This window comes from Marinobacter pelagius, assembly GCF_003315345.1.
In the GTDB taxonomy this organism is placed as follows: Bacteria; Pseudomonadota; Gammaproteobacteria; order Pseudomonadales; family Oleiphilaceae; genus Marinobacter; species Marinobacter pelagius_A.
Genome location: NZ_QNRO01000018.1, coordinates 64,522 through 82,397 on the forward strand (window position 1 = coordinate 64,522; position 17,876 = coordinate 82,397).

The 17,876-nt window shown below is 60.5% G+C and carries 15 protein-coding genes and 1 pseudogene; 12 read left to right on the forward strand and 4 right to left on the reverse strand.

Annotated features, from left to right (window positions below; genetic code table 11):
- The first annotated feature begins 149 nt into the window (after positions 1-149).
- Genes DET50_RS14630 through DET50_RS14640 form a run of 3 tightly spaced genes read left to right on the forward strand, consistent with a single transcriptional unit; the run spans position 150 to position 5,125 of the window.
- Entirely contained in the window at positions 150-1,220 is a 1,071-nt protein-coding gene (locus DET50_RS14630; protein WP_240342703.1) for an HlyD family secretion protein, read from the forward strand.
- Positions 1,217-4,000 carry a ribosome-associated ATPase/putative transporter RbbA gene (gene rbbA / locus DET50_RS14635; protein ID WP_113863562.1) on the forward strand — a complete coding sequence of 928 codons (2,784 nt, stop codon included), beginning with the start codon at positions 1,217-1,219 and terminating at the stop codon, positions 3,998-4,000. Before DET50_RS14630 ends, rbbA begins: the two co-directional genes overlap by 4 nt.
- 3 nt (positions 4,001-4,003) lie before the next feature.
- Positions 4,004-5,125, forward strand: coding sequence for an ABC transporter permease (locus DET50_RS14640; RefSeq protein WP_011784164.1), 1,122 nt, complete (start codon positions 4,004-4,006; stop codon positions 5,123-5,125).
- A 46-nt stretch (positions 5,126-5,171) separates the two neighbouring features.
- On the opposite strand, the gene DET50_RS14645 is transcribed toward DET50_RS14640, so the two are convergent.
- Both DET50_RS14645 and DET50_RS14650 read right to left on the reverse strand, forming a co-directional pair.
- The gene (locus DET50_RS14645) at positions 5,172-6,245 is read right to left on the reverse strand and encodes a phospholipase A (protein WP_036149235.1); all 1,074 of its coding nucleotides are present in this window, start codon (positions 6,243-6,245) and stop codon (positions 5,172-5,174) included.
- Positions 6,246-6,475: 230 nt separating this feature from the next.
- Positions 6,476-6,840 (reverse strand): annotated as a pseudogene (locus tag DET50_RS14650) (transposase); the annotation flags it as partial.
- Between the two features lie 389 nt (positions 6,841-7,229).
- Between DET50_RS14650 and DET50_RS19835 the strand changes: the two are divergent.
- The 3 genes from DET50_RS19835 to DET50_RS14665 all read left to right on the forward strand — a co-directional run bounded on the left by DET50_RS19835 (position 7,230) and on the right by DET50_RS14665 (position 7,963).
- On the forward strand, positions 7,230-7,313 hold the full coding sequence (locus DET50_RS19835) for a helix-turn-helix domain-containing protein (RefSeq protein ID WP_459562190.1): 84 nt from the start codon (positions 7,230-7,232) through the stop codon (positions 7,311-7,313).
- 79 nt (positions 7,314-7,392) lie between these two features.
- Positions 7,393-7,686, forward strand: a complete 294-nt coding sequence (locus DET50_RS14660; protein ID WP_011784162.1) for a type II toxin-antitoxin system RelB/DinJ family antitoxin — start codon at positions 7,393-7,395, stop codon at positions 7,684-7,686.
- Complete coding sequence (locus DET50_RS14665; protein ID WP_011784161.1) at positions 7,679-7,963, forward strand: type II toxin-antitoxin system RelE/ParE family toxin; 285 nt, start codon at positions 7,679-7,681, stop codon at positions 7,961-7,963. The genes DET50_RS14660 and DET50_RS14665 overlap by 8 nt, the downstream gene beginning before the upstream one ends.
- 77 nt (positions 7,964-8,040) lie before the next feature.
- Here the strand turns inward: DET50_RS14665 and DET50_RS14670 are convergent, their stop codons facing one another.
- Positions 8,041-8,475 (reverse strand): universal stress protein, encoded by a 435-nt coding sequence (locus tag DET50_RS14670; protein ID WP_011784160.1) that lies wholly within the window; start codon positions 8,473-8,475, stop codon positions 8,041-8,043.
- Positions 8,476-8,622: 147 nt separating this feature from the next.
- Between DET50_RS14670 and slyA the strand changes: the two genes are divergently transcribed.
- The 4 genes from slyA to DET50_RS14690 all read left to right on the forward strand — a co-directional run bounded on the left by slyA (position 8,623) and on the right by DET50_RS14690 (position 12,536).
- Positions 8,623-9,093, forward strand: a complete 471-nt coding sequence (gene slyA / locus DET50_RS14675; RefSeq protein ID WP_011784159.1) for a transcriptional regulator SlyA — start codon at positions 8,623-8,625, stop codon at positions 9,091-9,093.
- A gap of 13 nt (positions 9,094-9,106) precedes the next feature.
- Complete coding sequence (locus tag DET50_RS14680; protein WP_198324799.1) at positions 9,107-10,297, forward strand: HlyD family secretion protein; 1,191 nt, start codon at positions 9,107-9,109, stop codon at positions 10,295-10,297.
- Positions 10,290-11,921, forward strand: coding sequence for a DHA2 family efflux MFS transporter permease subunit (locus DET50_RS14685; protein ID WP_011784157.1), 1,632 nt, complete (start codon positions 10,290-10,292; stop codon positions 11,919-11,921). Before DET50_RS14680 ends, DET50_RS14685 begins: the two co-directional genes overlap by 8 nt.
- A 219-nt stretch (positions 11,922-12,140) precedes the next feature.
- Positions 12,141-12,536 (forward strand): ectoine synthase, encoded by a 396-nt coding sequence (locus DET50_RS14690; RefSeq protein WP_011784156.1) that lies wholly within the window; start codon positions 12,141-12,143, stop codon positions 12,534-12,536.
- Positions 12,537-12,635: 99 nt separating this feature from the next.
- Here the strand turns inward: DET50_RS14690 and DET50_RS14695 are convergent, their stop codons facing one another.
- Complete coding sequence (locus DET50_RS14695) at positions 12,636-13,058, reverse strand: TetR-type transcription factor C-terminal domain-containing protein (protein ID WP_011784155.1); 423 nt, start codon at positions 13,056-13,058, stop codon at positions 12,636-12,638.
- A gap of 221 nt (positions 13,059-13,279) precedes the next feature.
- On the opposite strand from DET50_RS14695, the gene aupA reads away from it, so the two are divergent.
- On the forward strand, positions 13,280-14,620 hold the full coding sequence (gene aupA / locus DET50_RS14700; RefSeq protein WP_036219378.1) for an alkane uptake protein AupA: 1,341 nt from the start codon (positions 13,280-13,282) through the stop codon (positions 14,618-14,620).
- Between the two features lie 11 nt (positions 14,621-14,631).
- The gene (locus tag DET50_RS14705) at positions 14,632-17,826 is read left to right on the forward strand and encodes an Ig-like domain-containing domain (RefSeq protein WP_011784152.1); all 3,195 of its coding nucleotides are present in this window, start codon (positions 14,632-14,634) and stop codon (positions 17,824-17,826) included.
- The last annotated feature ends 50 nt before the right edge of the window (positions 17,827-17,876 follow it).

Here is a 17,876-nt window from a genome sequence, read left to right on the forward strand (position 1 = left end):
TGTTTGTCGACAAAAATGATGTGGGTCACCCTAATTGCTGTGGTTCGTGCGTAAGGTACAGCTTTAGATGTGGGTCTACAAAGATTTCGCTCAGCCTGAATACAATGGTCAAGAGTGAGTGAGCCAACTGGCGTGGAGCAATCCAAGACGTGAAAAAGTTCATTAAAGCAGGTATTCGAGGCATCGCCGCTGCGATTGTCATTGGGCTGGGCGTTTGGGCTTGGTGGCATTTTCAACCGCAGGACTTGCCCGACGGATTCGCCGCCGGAAACGGCCGGATCGAGGCGGTCGAGATCGATATCGCGGCCAAGACCGCAGGCCGGATCCGGGAGATCCTGGTCAACGAGGGTGACTTCGTCCGCGCCGGCCAGGTCTTGGCGAAAATGGACACGGCCGTCCTGGAGGCGCAGCTCCGGGAGGCCGAGGCGCAGTTGCAACGGGCGCTCATCGGCATCGAGACCGCGCAAAGCCTGGTGACCCAGCGCGAGGCCGAGAGGCAGGCCGCCGAGGCGTTTATAGCCCAGAGGAAGGCCGAGCTCGACGCCGCGCAAAAACGGCTAGCCCGCACCCGGGAACTCGCCTCAAAAAATGCCGCCTCCGAGGCGCAGCTCGATGACGACCGTGCCGCGGCTGCGGCGGCGAAGGCTGCGGTCGGCGCCGCGGAGGCGCAGGCGGCGGCCGCGCAAGCCGCCATAGGGCGGGCCAGGTCGGATGTCATTGCCGCGGAGGCCTCGGTGGAAGCGGCGCGGGCCACCCTCCAGCGTATTCAGGCGGATATCGACGACAGCGTGCTGAAATCGCCGCGTGACGGGCGTGTCCAGTACCGCGTCGCTCAGCCCGGCGAGGTTCTCTCCCCGGGCGGCGTGGTGCTGAACATGGTCGATCTCACCGATGTGTACATGACCTTCTTCCTGCCGACGGAACAGGCCGGGCGGATCGCGCTCGGGGCCGAGGCGCGGCTCGTGCTCGACGCCGCTCCCCAATACGTGGTCCCGGCCGAAATCTCCTTCGTCGCGGACGTCGCTCAGTTCACGCCCAAGACGGTGGAGACGCAAGAAGAGCGCCAGAAGCTGATGTTCCGCATCAAGACGCGGATCGCCCCGGACCTGCTCAGAGAACACCTCCTCCAGGTCAAGACCGGCCTGCCTGGCATGGCCTATGTGCAGCTCGACCCGCGGGTGGATTGGCCGCCTGAACTGCAGACGAGACTGCCGCAATGAGCCGGGAGGTACATGCACAAATTGAGGATGGCGGGGGGGCTGCCGCGCCGGTTGCTCGCCTGCGGAATGTGTCCCTGTACTACGGTAGGGCGCGTGCGCTCGACGAGGTCACTATCGACATCCCGGCGAACTGCATGGCGGGGTTGATCGGTCCGGACGGGGTCGGCAAGTCGAGCCTGCTGGCGCTGGTCGCCGGCGCCCGCGCTGTCCAGACGGGACTGGTCGAGGTGCTCGGCGGCGATATGGCCGATGCGCGCCATCGCCGCGGAGTCGGCCCGCGTATCGCCTACATGCCGCAGGGCCTGGGGCGGAACCTCTATCCGACGCTCACAGTGTTCGAGAACCTCGACTTCTTCGGGCGCCTGTTCGGGCATGACGGCGGCGAACGGGCGCGCCGCATCGAGGCGTTGACATGGGCCACTGGGCTCAAGCCGTTTCTCGATCGGGCGGCGGGCAAGCTATCCGGGGGGATGAAGCAGAAGCTCGGCCTCTGCTGCGCGCTGATCCACGACCCGGACCTGCTCATCCTCGACGAGCCGACAACCGGTGTCGACCCCCTCTCACGACGCCAGTTCTGGGAGTTGATCGCCGGCATCCGTCGTTCCCGGCCCGGCATGAGCGTGCTGGTGGCCACGGCCTATATGGAGGAGGCGGCACGCTTCGACTGGCTGGCGGCGATGGACAATGGGCGGGTGCTGGCCAGCGACACGCCCGAAGGCCTGCTGCACAGCACGGGGGCGGAGTCGCTGGAGGCAGCCTTCATCCGGCTGCTGCCGGAAGACAAGCGCCGGGATTATCGGGCGGTCGAGATTCCGCCGCGGCCGGAAGACGATGGCGATACCGCCATCGAGGCCCGGGATCTGACCATGCGCTTCGGCGAGTTCACCGCGGTCGATCATGTGAACCTGCGTGTCCCACGGGGTGAGATCTTCGGTTTTCTCGGCTCAAACGGCTGCGGCAAGACCACGACCATGAAGATGCTGACCGGCCTCCTGCCGCCGAGCGAAGGCCGCGCCTGGCTGTTCGGACAGGAGGTGGATCCGCACGACCTCGCGACCCGGCGCCGCGTCGGCTACATGTCGCAGTCCTTCTCGCTCTACACCGAGCTGACCGTGCGGCAGAACCTGGAGCTGCATGCCCGGCTGTTCCACGTGCCCGCTGCCGAGGTTTCAGGGCGCGTGGACGAAATGGTTGAACGCTTCGACCTGGCGGCTGTGAGCGACAGCCTGCCGGGCCGGCTGCCCCTCGGCCACCGGCAGCGCCTGTCGCTGGCGGTCGCCATGATCCACAAGCCCGAGATGCTGATCCTCGACGAGCCCACCTCAGGTGTCGACCCGGTGGCGCGCGACGCCTTCTGGCGCAGGCTGGTCGAGCTGTCGCGCCGTGACGGGGTGACCATCTTCATCTCCACCCACTTCATGAACGAGGCTGAGCGCTGCGACCGCATCTCGCTGATGCATGCGGGCCGGGTGCTGGTCACCGACACGCCGGCGAATATCGTGCAGCAGCGGGGCGCGGAGACCCTGGAAGAGGCATTCGTCGCGCATCTGGAGGAGGCGTCGGGGGAGGGCGAAGGCGGAGAGGAGCAAACAGCGTCGCTCGATACGGTTAACGCGTCGGCAGGCCATGGCGAACCCCAGGGCTGGCGGCGCATGTTCGATCCCCGGCGCATGATCAGCCACGCCCGGCGTGAAGGGTTGGAGCTGCGCCGCGATCCCATCCGGCTGACGCTGGCGCTGCTCGGCAGCGTCATCCTCATGTTCGTGATGGGCTATGGGATCAGCCTCGATGTTGAGGATCTCACCTTTGCGGTGCTGGATCGCGACCAGACCACCGTCAGCCGCGACTATACGCTCAACCTCAGCGGCTCCCGGTACTTCGTCGAGCGGCCGCCGATCACCGATTATGCCGATCTTGACCGGCGAATGCGCGAAGGCGACATCAGTCTGGCGATCGAGATCCCGCCGGGCTTCGCGCGCGACATTGCCCGGGGCCGGCGGGTCGAGACCGGCGCCTGGATCGACGGCGCCATGCCGACACGGGGCGAGACCGTCCGCGGCTATGTGCAGGGGATTCATGCCCACTGGCTGGCGACCAAGGCGCGCGAGGCCGGCTACGGCGAGGCTTTGGCGGGGCTCGTCAATATCGAGACCCGGTTCCGCTATAACCCGGACGTCAAGAGCCTGGTGGCAATGGTACCGGCGGTGATCCCGCTGCTGCTCATGCTGATCCCGGCCATGCTCGCGGCGCTCAGCGTGGTGCGCGAGAAGGAGCTCGGCTCGATCACCAACTTCTACGTCACGCCCACTACGCGGCTCGAGTTCCTGCTCGGCAAGCAGTTCCCTTACGTGGTCCTGTCCTTCCTGAGCTTCCTGCTGCTCACGCTGCTCGCGGTGACCGTCTTCGGCGTGCCGCTGAAGGGCAGCTTCCTGACGTTGGCGGTGGGTGCGCTGCTCTATATTGGTGCCGCCACGGCCGTGGGGCTGCTGATCTCCACCTTCATGCGCAGCCAGATCGCGGCGATCTTCGGCACGGCAGTGCTCACCATCCTGCCGGCGGCGAACTTCTCCGGCATGATCGACCCGGTCTCGTCCCTGGAAGGGATGGGCCGGCTGATCGGCGAGGTCTATCCGACCACGCATTTCCTGACGATCGCGCGCGGCACCTTCTCGAAGGCCCTCAACTTCTCCGACCTGCATGGCGCCTTTCTCCCACTGGCGCTGGCCGTGCCGGTCCTGATCGGGCTGTCCGCCGCGCTGCTCAAGAAGCAGGAGCGATAGTCTATGCGCCTTGCCAATATTTGCCATCTCGGTGTCAAGGAGCTGCGCAGCCTTGTCCGCGACCCGATCATGCTGGTGCTGATCGTCTACGCCTTCACCGTTTCCGTCTACACGGCGGCCACGGCCATGCCGGAGACCCTCAACAAGGCGCCGATCGCGGTGGTGAATGAGGATCGCTCGCCGCTGTCCTGGCGCATCGTCAGCGCCTTTTACCCGCCGTACTTTGTTCTCCCCGAGGTGATCGAGCAGGCCGAGATGGACGCCCGCATGGATGCCGGCCTCGACACCTTCGCTCTTGACATCCCGCCCAACTTCCAGCGTGACCTGCTGGCAGGGCAGCGGCCCACGGTCCAGCTCAACGTCGATGCCACGCGCATGAGCCAGGCATTTACCGGCAGCGGCTATATCCAGACCATCGTCACCGACGAGGTGCGCGCCTTCGCGCAGCGTTATCGCGAGGTTCCGGAGTTGCCGGTCGATCTGGCGCTGCGGATGCGCTTCAATCCCCAGCTCAACAAGTCGTGGTTCGGCGCCATCATGCAGGTCATCAATAACGTGACCATGCTCTCCATCGTCCTCACCGGCGCGGCGCTCATCCGTGAGCGCGAGCACGGCACCGTCGAGCATCTGCTGGTCATGCCGGTCACGCCTTTCGAGATCATGAGCAGCAAGGTATGGGCGATGGCGCTGGTCGTCCTTGCCGCCACCGCCTTCGCACTGACTGCGGTGGTGCAGGGTTGGCTGTCCGTGCCCATCGAAGGCTCGCTCGCGTTGTTCCTGGTCGGGACTGCGCTGCATTTGTTCGCGACCACCTCGATGGGCATCTTCCTGGGCACCGTCGCCCGGTCCATGCCGCAGTTTGCCTTGCTGCTGATGCTGGTGCTGCTGCCGCTGCAGATGCTCTCCGGGGGCTCGACGCCGCGCGAGAGCATGCCGGAGGCCGTCCAGTACATCATGCTCGCCGCGCCCAACACCCACTTTGTAATGCTGGCCCAGGCCATTCTGTATCGTAGCGCGGGCCTCGCCACCGTGTGGCCGCAATTCCTGGCCATCGCCGTTATCGGGAGTACCCTTTTTGCCTTGGCCCTGACCCGCTTCCGGCGAACACTCAGCACCATGGCCTGACGGACCTGATGCATGGCAGCGTGGAGTTGCGCCGGGCACACTCCGACTAGAACCAGTTATTCAGCAGAATCCCCACGCCAAACCGCTCGATACGCTCGTTATAATCAATCAGACTCTCCCCATACCCGTTGTAGTACTGGAAAAAGCCCTTCATCGTATCCCCCATCGGGAAACTGTACCCGAACTCCACCGACGTCCGATTGGTAGAACGCATATTGTTCAAAAGCTTCAGCGAGAACGTGCGGTCCTCTGTCAGCTTGTAAACCGCGTGGTAACTACCATGTCCGAGATACTTCTCGATATCCGAGTTGTCGTCATCGCTGCCACTCTCCGGCAGCCGGAACCAGGGGTTAACCATAAACAGCCAGCGGTCATAGCTGTAAGCCGCGGTGCCCATGATCCGGTTCCAGCTGCGCGACCGGGGTTCTGATTGACCGTTAGACTGGTGATTGAAGCTCAGAGACACCGCACTCAGAGTGCCAGGCCCAAGATCCCAGTCCAGCCGGTGCCGGAAGAAAATCTCGGGCTCGTAGTTGGTTTCACGGAAGGGAGCGGAGTCTTTGGTGTTGTACACCTGCCAGTAGGACTGCTGGGTATAGCCAAACCAGAAGGTGGTTCGATCATCAAAAATGCCAGTCAGCAGTGGAATCTTGAAACTGATCTGGTATTTCGCCTCTTCCTCTTCCAGAGCGAAGTCATAGCCGGCGGGGCCCAGTCTCGGGCTGGTGGGCCTTGGGTTAGGGTCGTCCACATAGGTGAATGGCAGGATGTAGTTGGGGCGGTGGGTCACAAAACTGCCGGTGAATGAAAAAATTGCCTTCTCCGCGGTCAGGTAATTATCCACCAGGGCTGTCATCAGACCGGTGTCTGAGTCGTCCTCAAGAGCATCGCTGACGATCTGCTCCCGCCGGGCATCATCAGCCACCGGAATAGCGGCTTCCTCATCCGCCTGCTGTAACGTGTCTTCGTCCGCCGCTTTTCTGGCGGCAATGGGGTCATTCTGGGCGTCATAGCAGGCAAGTCGCTGGATGCCGTCCCGGATCAACGCACAGTTAACGGTTTCTTTCTGTTCATCCGGTGCAGCCTGAGCTGCCACCGTGGGGCTGGCCATCGCGAACATCAGCGTAAGCGCCCAGGCTGCTGAAAAACCGTAAGGATATCTTTTCATCGCGTCTTCTCAATTGGCAGCGGTCAGGCTGATCCAGGTGTTGGCAATGCTGCAAATCCGGACCCCAGCAGGCTCAATGCCAGCAGAAGAAAAATCAGCTTGTGCCGGATGTTAGCTTAACCGCTGGCTGACACAACCCAGCACAGGTACATAACGTCTGTTTCTTCGCCGTGAAGCAGGCTGCGAGCCTGGTGCATTTCCGGATCGCGTTTTCTGGCCCGGTTTTTCGTGGACGGCGATGCGGCAAGCAGCGTCGCGTCCACCACGGTGCCCTCGCGTAGCATCAGCCCCTGCCCAGCCAGATGAGCGTTGATCGCCTCAAACAGCTTGCCGGTGAGCCCTTCGCGCTCCAGCAATCGGCGACACTTGAGCAAGGTGGTCGCATCCGGTGCTGACTCCCGGCCAAGGTCAATGCCAACGAAACGCCGGATCGCCTGATTGTCGTAAATCGCATCCTCGATGCCTTGGTCCGAGAAGCCAAAGCACTGTTGGGGCCACTAACATACAGCCGCAACATTCGTCCCAGGCCCATGGGTGGGCGCCCCCGGCCCACCGCCTTTGGGGTAAAACGCTTCCAGTTACGCTTCCAGCGCATCCCACGGAGGCCTGCACGGTCCCCAGTTTGAGCGAACCGGCAATGTGAATAATGTCATCCCAGTGCTATTCGATCTTGTATTGACGCAACTCCGGGCCAGCTCATCAAAGAGTTCGACAACATGGGTGTGGCTATCCGGTTCCTCGACGATGGGATCAGCACCGAGGGGATCATGGGCAAGATGGTAGTCACCATCCTGTCGGCCGTGGCCCAAGCCCGAGCGTCAGCGCATACTGGAACGCACCAACGAGGGCCGCCTGGAGGCCAAGGCCAAAGGGGTCAAGTTTGGCCGTAAACCCAGGGTGGACAAGGATAGAGTCCGTGCCCTGCACAGCCAGGGAGTGGGGGCTACGGAGATCGCCAGGAGGTTAAAGATAGGCCGGTCAACAATCTATAAAATACTGGCATCTGACCAAACGCAGTGATTTTGCTAATATCTACAGCTTGACTGTATCGCATTTGAGATACAAAGTAGAGTTACGCATGACAAACGGAGAATTCATCATGGCTCACACTTCAATGCTGCACGTTCGTGTGGACGACGAGCTGAAGGCTGATGCAGCGGAAAAGCTCGCCAGCTTCGGCTTGACGGTATCAGATGCCGTCCGCATCCTTCTAACCCGCGTAACCAAAGAGGGCGGATTGCCCGTTGGGTTAACGGCTGATCCGGAAGCCCATGACGCCTGGTTCCGCGATAAAGTGAAAGAGGCCCTGGCTGATGCCCGACCTACCGTTCCTCATCAACAGGTAATGGATGAGGCACAAGCGTTGATCGACAGAAAGCGTCGCCGTGCCTGAACTGGAATGGCTGGAACTGGCTCGTACCGATCTGCTAGGGATTGTCGATTACATCTCTGATGACAATCCCGATGCAGCACAGCGCGTAAAAGATGATATCGAGATGAAAGCTGAAAAGCTGCCGGAGTTCCCCACAATAGGCCGCCCTGGTCGGGTTGAAGGGACCCGGGAACTCGTCGCCTGGTCGAACTATATCCTCGTGTACCAGGAGGATGCCTTGACGGTACGAATACTGCGCGTGTTACATGCTGCGCAGCAGTGGCCGCCAACCGATTAACACCTGAATCAAGGGCTTTCTCCTCAGCCTAGCCGGCGAAGACCTTGATGAAGACCCTGCGACATATTCCTTGACAACTACCGGTCCGCAACGGCCACCAGCAGGCTGCATGGCGCGTGGGCGAGCAGCGAAGCGCCGACGGAGCCGTGCCACCACCGGGCCATCGCGCTCTGTTCACGGTGACCGACCACGACCAGATCCGCGCCGACCTCGTGCGCCATTCGGCCGATCTCCTCGGCGGGGTTGCCCGCAGCGAGGCGCGTGTCGACGGAAAGCCCCGCCCGCCGCAGCGCTTCCGCGCCCTCCGTCAGCACGCGGCGCACTTCCTGATATTCTCGCTCCGGCAGGTCTGAGGGTGCCGCCGCTTCAGCGAGCGCGACACCCAGTTCATGGGTGACGACGGCGAGGAGATAGACACGAGCCTGGCAAAGCGAAGCCAGCTCGGCCCCCTGGTCCAGCGCCTCACGGCCTTGCCGGCTGCCGTCATAGGCTAGGAGGATCGTCCTGTACATCGTGGTGCTCCTTTCTGTGATCGGGATGGAACGCCTTTCCCGGTCCTCTGCTCTAGACAGTGCTGCCTTCGGGGCTACATCCCTCGCCATTTGATACTTAGCTATCTATTGATTATAGTACAGCTACATAATGATGCAGGCAATGAGATGACGAAGCCACTTCACGATCAGGAACAATTCGGCCTTCGCCTCGGGCTGGTCGCCCGGCTGTGGCGCGCCGAAATCGACCGGCGGCTGGCCACCTTTGGCCTCACCGAGTCCCGCTGGTTGACCCTGTTACATCTCTCTCGCCTGCCCCAGGCGGCAACCCAGCGTGAATTGGCCGAGGCGGTCGGGGTGCGGGGGCCGACCCTGGTACGCGCGCTGGACCGGCTGGAAGCGGAGGGGCTGATCGAACGCCGCACGGAAGCCGCCGACCGGCGCACCAAATCGGTTCACCTGCGTGCGGAGGCTGCCCCTGTTCTGGAACGGATCGAAGCTACCACAGCGGCGGTGCGGGCGGAAATCTTATCCGACCTGTCCCATGCCGAGGTGGCGACCTGTCTGAAGGTCTTCGAGAAGATCGCCGACAAGCTGGGCGGCACCCCAAGGGCGATGCAGCCTGTGGACAAAAACTGATGAGAGCTAGAGCGTGAACCAGCATATGACCCACCGGGAACACCAGGACGACGATCAGGAAACCGATCTACGCACCGCCCCCGACAAGAAGAGGGAGGCTGAGTCAGAGACGGCTTTACCTCCTGCCCGCCCTCGGCCATGGCGATGGTATGGCGCGATCCTGGCGACGCTGATCGTTCTCGGAGGTGGCGGCTGGTGGCTGTATCAGCAGCTCACCCATGTCGTTGTGACGGATGCCCGTGTCGCCGCCGACATTGTTGCCATGAGCAGCCGGGTTCCCGGTTGGGTGACGGTACTTGAAGTGACCGATGGCGATGCCGCGCAGAGAGGCAGGGTTTTGATCCGGATCGACGACCGGGAAAGCCGTCTCCGTGTCGAGGCGCTTGACGCGCAACTCGCCGGGATTGCCCGCCGCCGCGAGGAGATCGAAGCGCGCATCGCACTCACCGACCGTCAGACACAGAGCCGCATTACCGCCAAACAGGCAGCGGTGAGGGCGGCAGAGGCCAGGTTGGCAGCAGCGGCAGCGCAACTCGATCTTGCCAGACAGGAGAATGACCGGGCGGAGAAGCTGGCGCCGAGCGGTGCCATCAACCGTGCGCGCCTGGACCAGACGCGGGCGGCGCTGGAGACGGCAAAGCAGCAGACATTGAGCGCCCAGGCGGACCTGGAAAATGCCCGCGCCGCCCTGGCCGAGGCTGAAGCCGCGCGCGGGGAACTCACGGTGCTGCGCACCCAGCTCGCCGAACTCGGCCCGGAGGAGCAGCGGCTACGTGCACAAAAAGCCCAGGCCGAACTCGACCTGGAAGATCGCACCATCGTCATGCCATTCGACGGCGTGGTGGACCGGGTATTTGTGGACAAGGGCGAATATGTCACCCCCGGCCAACGCCTGCTGATGGTGCATGATCCCGAGCGGGTGCGTGTCGAAGCGAACGTCAAGGAGACCGACATCCGCTTCTTCCGGCCGGGAAAGAGCGTGATGATCACTGTCGATGCCCTGCCGGGGCGGCGCTTTGAGGGCAGGGTCACGCGCGTCGGGCAGTCCGCCACCAGCGAGTTCGCCCTGCTGCCCAACCCCAACCCGAGCGGCAATTTCACCAAGATCACCCAGCGCCTGCCAGTGCGCATCGCGGTGCAGCAGGACGGCGGCGAACTCAAGCCGGGTATGATGGTGGAGCTGGAGGCGAGAGCCGATGACTAGCGCGCCCCGGCCGGACAGTATCGAGGGGCTATTCGCCCGTTTCGGCCCGTCCTATCGCTGGCTGGTCACAGCGACGGTCATGATGGGCACGATCGCCACTATCCTGACCGCCACCATCGTCAATGTAGCCCTGCCGGATATCATGGGCGCTTTCGGCATGGGCCAGGACAAGGCGCAACTTCTCTCCACCGGCTTCCTCGCCGCGATGACCGGGACCATGCTGCTCAATGCCTGGATGGTCGATACCCTCGGCCAGCGCGCGACCTTTATGTTGGCGATAACCATCTTTATCGCCGCCTCCATCATGGGTGGGCTCGCCCCCGCCGAGGGCGTGCTGATCCTGGCCCGTGTTTTACAAGGCGGCGCGGCCGGCATCCTCCAGCCGCTCGCCATGCAGACGATCTTCCAGGTCTTTCCGCCGGAGAAACGCGGGTCGGCCATGGGAATTTACGGCATCGGCGTGGTGCTGGCCCCGGCGCTTGGCCCGACGCTTGGCGGCATCATGGTCGACAGCTTCAGCTGGCGCTATGTCTTCTTCATGGCCGTGCCCTTCTGCTTCATCGGCCTGTTTATGGCCGCGATCTTGATGCCGGGGCGCGCAACCTCCGGTCCGCCGCGCAAATTCGACTGGATCGGCTTTGGACTGATGACGGTGTTTCTCGTGACCCTGCTCAACGGGTTGTCGAACGGGCAGCGTGACGGCTGGATCTCCGACCCCATCCTGCGCGACTTCGCCATCGCCCTGGTCGCGGGCATCGGCTTCATCGTCTGGGAGCTGCGCACGTCCGCACCCATGCTCAATCTCAAGCTCTTCACGAACCGGGTCTATGCGGGCGCCTCCGTCGTGGCCTTCATTTTCGGAGCAGGCATCTTCGGTTCGACCTTCCTGATCCCGCTGTTCGTCCAGACGATCCAGGGCTACACGCCGACCCGCTCGGGCCTGCTGCTAATGCCGGCGGGGCTGATTCTGGCCCTGGTCTTCCCCATCGCGGGGCGGCTGACTGACAGGACACCCGCCTATGCCACGGTCATGTTTGGGCTTGTGATTTTCGCGTTGTCATCGTTTCTTATGAGCAACGTGGATACCAATACCTCGTTCTGGCTGTTCGCCTGGTGGATCATGCTGGGGCGTATCGGCCTTGGTTTCATCATGCCGAGCCTGAACGCCGGCGCCCTCAAGGCGCTCCCCATGACGCTACTCAGTCAGGGCTCCGGCGCCATCAACTTCGTGCGCCAACTCGGCGGGGCGTTTGGTGTCAACCTGCTCTCCATCGCTCTGGAGCGGCGATCTCAGCTCTACGTAGACAGCTTCACGGCGGCACAGCATGCAGGCAACAGTGCAACGACCGCTATGCTGCACGAAGTAACCGGCTTGTTTGCACAGGCTGGCGTGCCGGAGGCGATACGCCAGGCCGGGGCGATGAACTATCTTGGCCGCGTGATCTACAGCCAGGGCAACATGCTGGGGTACCGGGACAGCTTCTTTATCGTCGGCGCGATCTTCCTGGCCGCCCTTGTTCCGGCGCTGATGATGCGCCGGAGGTCCACGCCTCCGGCGCTGCCGGCCAGCGAGGCCATGCGTCACCCGCCATCGTCGCAGAACGCGATTCAGCAGAGTCGGTGACGCACGTGTCAAGGGGCCACCTCACGAAACGGAAAATAGCGTACGTTAAGCCTCTCGCGGCGTGCGGAGCGGGCCACACCGGGCAATGACAGCCGGGAAGCGCTAGAGGGGTATGACCAGTGGCAGGAGGAAAGGGCCACTTGAAATATATAGATGCCTAATGTTTATACTATAAAGTTGTTTCACCCGATTCTGACCAACCAACCATGAGATACGCCCATGAAAATCGTTAAAGTTCAGGACATCATTGGTACCGAGCGTGAAGTCAGCGACAAGCAGTGGACCAGCCGCCGCCTGCTGCTCAAGAAGGACGGAATGGGATTTTCCTTCCACGAAACCATCATCAAGGCAGGCTCCGAGCACACTTTCTGGTACAAGCACCACCTGGAAGCCGTTTACTGCGTTGCCGGTAACGGGCGCATCAAGGACCTCGCCACGGGTGAAGTTCACGAGATTACCGACGGTACCCTCTACGCCCTGGACAACCACGACAAGCACACCCTGTACGGTGGCACCGAGGACATGCGCCTGATCTGCGCCTTCAACCCGCCGGTGACCGGCCAGGAAGTCCATGACGAGGACGGCGCCTACCTGTCGGACAGCAGCGATAACTGATCCGACTGACTGCCGATCTGATCGCTGGGACACTGCCAGAGCGACTGCTGGCGGTAGCGCTGTTGCTTTGACTGGTACGTCCATGCCGGCGAATCCAGATCATGCCTGGACACCTTTATTGATGACACCGTCCATAGCGATCTGCCAGATAAAATCACCAATGGCGTCGAGTGAATGGACTCCGTTCCGGTCGAACCAGGTTGCAACCCAGTTGAGCGCCCCAAGGCCGATCAGGCGAAGCAAACGGCCGTCAACATTCTGCCGGACCACGCCCTGCGCAATCATTGTTTCGAGGATACCGGCCCACAGGGACTCGTACTGGTCACGCAGTTCGATGATTTCCTTACTAGCCTCCGGGCCCAGCGCCCGCCATTCAAACAACAGCACGTAAACCGCATCCGAACCTAACAACAGGGCTCGCAGATGTGCGTTGATACAAAGACGCAAACGCTCAACCGGGTCGTCCGAGCTGGCGTAAGCCGACTCGACCTCTGCGGTAACCAGGTCGACTCCCCGGCGCATCAGCTCGACAAGCAGCGCTTCGGCAATCTACTTGAGCGACGTCCTTTCAAAACCTTTCTCACGAAAAAGCCTGGCTGAGTTAAAGACGATCTGTGGCGTCAAGAGGGCCAATGTTCCGAAAAAACAGTTTAAGTAAGCTTTTTTGCTGAACAGCATCTGACCGCCTCAACAAGCGCTGTATAGATGTACTGACAACAATAACGAGAAAACGGAGCATATTAATGCCTAAGACTCCCCTTTTTACTAAGGGCCCTACCTCTTGCCTTGCAATCGCAATTCTGTCCGCTGGGGGTTCTTTTCCCACTCAGGCCAGCATGGGCAACATCGGCACCACCTACGGGGTAATGGCAGCCGACGTGGCTACAGCGCAATCCCTGTCTATGTTCAACGATCAGGTGTCTGCCACTTACTATAACCCGGCTTATCTGACAAAAGATCCCCGGGGAGAGCTGACCCTAGGCCTGCTTCATGCAGAACAGGAACTGAGAGCGGATGGCCCCCTGCGGGATGGCGACGTACTCGCCGACTCACCGAGTCAGCATGTGCTCATCGGCATGAAAACAAATCTTTCTTCCTTGACCCGTTTTAAGCACCCCATTTACTTTGGCTTCATCGCGGGAGTAGAGAAGTATGGCAAGGAACTGCTGGCCTTCAGTTCAAACACATCAGAAAGCGGCCAGTTCATGGAGTATGGCAGGGAACCCCTGTTCCTCAATATCGGTGGTGCCACCAACATCTGGCGAGGTATTGACGCCGGAATCTCGGCAAGAGTCACCCTCGAAGCCACAGCCAAGCTGGATACGTTATCGAACCTGGCCGGTGAGACACGACGTGAGCGCCTGTCAGTCAATGCCGAACCCTCTGTAAAGTCGATTCTCAGTACCTCCATCGACTGGGGCAAAACTTTCTGCCCTGAAAGCGGCTGTTGGTTGAGCGGCTGGGAAACGGCCCTTGCTTACCGGGCAGAATCATCGGCTTCCACCAGTATCGACGCAAACGTCATTGTCGACCAGACGATTCCCGATCCGGGGCTTGCGCTTGCGGTTACCACGATAGACTCCTTTCAGCCGGAAATCTGGGTCGTCGGCACCCAGTATAAAGGTGACGGCTGGCGTATTGGCGGCAGTGTAGAACAACAGAACTGGTCAGGCCTGGAAGATAAATTTACCAGCGACACCATCAAGGATCAGAACAGCCTTTCCCCCGCTGCCCGTATGCAGTTTGAGGACACCCTGACTCCCCGCCTCGGTGGCGAGTACATGCTGAACGACAATTTTACCTTCCGTGCCGGCGTCGCCTATGAAGAATCCCCTCTGAAAACCACCCGAAACCCGGAAATCAACTACCTGGACACAGACAAGATTTCTGTCGGGCTTGGCTTAAGTGCCACCTACAACCGGACCCGTCTTCTGGCCTACCCCGTTCGCGTGGACCTCGGTTACCAGTACCAGATGCTGCAAGAGCGTGACTTCACCATTGTCGACTTCAATGGCAATGAAGAAGACGTTACTGCAGACGGCGATATTCACGTGTTCAGCGGCTCAATTACGCTGAGATTTTGAAGAGGTACGGCATGAAAAAAACCACTATTGCATTGATTGTCACCACAGCACTCGCAGGCTGCGGGGATAGCGGCGACCAGCAGACCGTTACCCGGGCTCCGACACCCGGATCGCTGACATTTACCTATCCGGCTGACAGTACGCCCCCGGGCGGCGATCAGCCCGGTGTCACGTCCACCGTTCCCACAACAACACCTGTCTTCCTGCGTTTCAACAAGTCCATCGACACACCGCTGACCGACATTCCTGACTCTCTGATCCTGAGGGATGCCACCGGGAACGAGGTTACCCTCACAGACGTGATGTTCACTGATGAAGACAAGATGGGGCTTGCGGCAAAGCCGGACAAGGCGCTTGCACCGGGAACCAGCTACACCCTGACCGCAGAGGGACTTCAGGTTGGCGGCGCACCAGTGTCCCTGACCGCGGACGGAATCAAATTCAAGACAGCACCGGCAACATCCGGCCCGCTTCTGAGCCAGACCGAAGGTACCGGATTTGAACTGGCGCGAACCATTCCGGACGGAGGGAACGACTACCCCGTCACGGACTTTACGACATTCCGGCTTCAGTTTACCGAGCCCGTCGACCCGCAATCGGTGGTTTACGGCCAGACCATCCGCCTGGCGGACCAGGCCGGCGAACCGGTCAATGCCGAAGTATACGTCAAGGACCACCGGGTTACGGTGGATCCGGAAGGCTACCTGGATCCGGCCCGAACCTATAACCTGACCGTGACCAGCGGCATAAAAAGCGCTCTGCTGGGTGACACCCTGTCCGAAGATCGCACACTGACCTTCAACCCGACCGACTCCCGCTCTCCGACTGGCAAGCGCCAGATCATGGCTCAGGTAGCTGAAAACATGCCAGGCCAACTGCCACTGACGGGTGCCGATTACAATTCGGTAAACCTGAGCTCCCTTCTTCTGGGCGAAGAGAACCCGACCAGTGTCGCCGGCACTGTGTTCGCGGAACTGGGTTTTATTCCCAAGTTTGAGGCGGCCGCTCAGAGCATTCCGTTGAGGATCGAACGGGGCACCTTGCTCACCGGAAGCTCTGTAGAAGTCAGCATCGCGGGGGCTGTGCCGGCCGGGTTCGAGTCCGAAGCCGTCGGGGTTCGCTTTCTCTCGGATGCCAATGGTTTCCTGATACCCAACCCCTATACCGATGCAGTGGATGCACCCCGGGTGCTCGAACTCTACATCGATATGGCCCTGAATACCGGGAACACCGTTACCAACGGCGCCCTTGGCCAACAGCTCATGCACGTGCAACTGGTGGGCACTGCCCTCGTCGAAGACGGAAAGCTGAGCATCGAAGCCGTTGGTGTTATTGAGCCGGACGTGATGGGCATTGACACAGCCTCAGGCCTGATTTCCTTCAAGCTGAACGGCTTCCGCAACGTCGAAGATGCCCCGCTACAGGCCGACTTTGCGGACACCGCAGCGCCCTTCATCAAGAGCTGGGTCCCCGGGGAACACTCCAACATACAGAGGCCTTCTGACCCTTTGATTGTCTATTTCTCGGAACCTCTCCTTCCGTCATCCATCAATCCGGACAATATCACCCTCATCGCCAATGACGGCACCACATCGGCAGAGGTTGCCTTTAAATCCCGGCTTGACGGTCCGGCTCTCGTTATCCGGCCAACCGAGCCGTTAACGCATGGCATCGATTATACCCTTACGATGGACGGCCTTGTTGACCTGTCGGGTAATCCGATGGCCAGCACAAGCCGTAATTTCAGGCTCGACCCAACGGCGGAGGTTCCGCCAGCTGACGTTGGTCCGATTGCCCTTACAACCCTTCCTGGTTACCCATGCGCCAAGACGGACCTGGATGCCCAGCCCGGAAAACAGGGGCGGTGTCTTGGTGGCATCACGAGCCAGACCCCTGCTTCCGCGAATTTTGGACAGCGCCCGCTGGATGATTTGCTGCCCATAACCGAGCATCCGGCCAGCGAGCCTATTATCGTGCGCTTCTCACAGGATATCGATCCGGACTCCATTGTGGCCGGCGAAACTGTTGTTGTGGAAAAGCAGGACGAGAACGGCAGCTGGCAGTCAGTTGAAGGTTATAGTCTTAGCCTCCTCAATGGTCGTGAACTGAGAGCCGTACCACTCGACAAGTGGGAGCAAGGAACAAACTACCGTTACGTGCTGACCGATGGTATTACCAATCAACAGGGTATCCCCCTGTACAGCAGGCTCCTGAGCCAGTACGCCGACCCGGGAAGGAGCCTCGGGGACCTTTCGTCAGGCGGACAACCGCTTGAAAACCGGTTTGTTGCCAGAGATATAACCAAAACCTCCGTGCTTCTGCCGCTGAAAAATCTCCCGAGCAGGGATGTGAATGCTAATCTGAAGCTGGACCCGGAAGAGCCTGATGCCATCAGCGGAATTCCTGAAAATTCCATGAAGCTTGCCATCACGGAGATCAGTAGCGGGGTGCTTGAGGATAACGGGCAGATAGGCTGTGAAGTAGGCACCGAAGCTTGCGATGAGTTCAAAAAATTCATTTTTCTGACAGCAAACCTTGATGTTGAGATAGTGGGTGAACCAACCGTTGCCGAAGATGGCAGCACGCGAGTGCCTGTGAAGTTGCATCCGTCGGTACTCCTTACCACGCCTAGCGACATCTGGGTCAATCTGAGCAGTCAGTTGCTCGCAGTACTTGCGACCAGTGATTTACAGACCTCTCAAGAGTTTGACACCGGACCCCTCGCCTTGCGTATGCGTTACCAGGGCGAAAACCGCGACGGCCTGATTGATGGTGTGATTCTACAAAAAGACGGTCAGCTGACCTTCGAGACCGAGCTGGATGTTTACCTTGATGCACCGTATCTGAACGTTAGGCTGAGCGGACTGGCGAACACCCGCCTTGAGGATAATCTGCGCAGCTATCCAATTAATGGATTGAAGCTCTCTGGACCGATAACCTTCCTTGATGATGGCAGGATCGTCATAGAACAACGAAATGTTGAGCCGATTGTGCTGTCAACGAGGCTTTTGGGGCGAGCAACTGTGGGCTTGCTTGAAGAGGAGTCTGCAATTTGTAGTATCGGAACAGGTCTTCTTTGCCGCCTATTGGGCGGGGTTGTTAATGGAGTAGTAAACTCAGTGATCGACGTAGATACTGAGCTCACAATACAAGTTGCACCGAATGAACTTCAGCTCAGGTATGTGTCTCCCTACACGCAAAAGTGATGAAACCTGACACAGGGCCAGTCTCCGGACTGGCCCTTTTTCCGTCGAAA